The 566-nt window shown below is 46.3% G+C and carries 2 rRNA genes; both read left to right on the top strand.

Annotation, left to right across the window (positions count from 1 at the left end):
- Positions 1-93 (top strand): 16S ribosomal RNA (locus tag ACTQY1_RS11270); the annotation flags it as partial.
- Positions 94-462: 369 nt separating this feature from the next.
- Positions 463-566, top strand: a 23S ribosomal RNA gene (locus ACTQY1_RS11265); the annotation flags it as partial.

Below are 566 nucleotides of genomic sequence, written 5' to 3'. Positions count from 1 at the left end.
TTTAGGAGTCAGCTGTCTAAGGTGGGGCCGATGATTGGGGTGAAGTCGTAACAAGGTAGCCGTTCGAGAACGAGCGGCTGGATCACCTCCTTTCTATGGAGAACCGAAGGAGTCTAAGGACTTACTTCTATTCTCGTCGACGCACATCTGTCAAGAACAATATTCGGTTCTCAGGGCTCGTCCCTGAAACATGAACCTTGAAAACTTCATAGAAGAGACAAATTAAAGTCTTAGACATTGTGATGAATGTTTAAGCACCTCTGATCTAAATGCGAATTTAGAAACGAGTAACGAGAAATACTAGGGAACGTAAGTTCCTTAGTACTGAACCAGAAAATTACAAAGAGATTTTGGATGGATGCAAGGAACGCTGAGCACAGCGAAGGAGACTATACTCAAGTATGTCGACTGAGCGGAGCGGAGGCGTGACGCGGCAGACGCCAAAATATCGAAGTAATTTTAAGTCAAGCTACTAAGGGCATACGGTGAATGCCTTGGCACTAAGAGCCGATGAAGGACGTGGTAAGCTGCGAAAAGCTACGGGGAGCCGCAAGCAGGCTTTGATC

Source organism: Acidaminococcus sp. HCP3S3_G9_1, from assembly GCF_052122455.1.
GTDB lineage: Bacteria > Bacillota > Negativicutes > Acidaminococcales > Acidaminococcaceae > Acidaminococcus.
The sequence above is the reverse complement of the archived record's forward strand: the minus strand, read 5'-3'. Positions and strand labels throughout refer to the sequence as shown.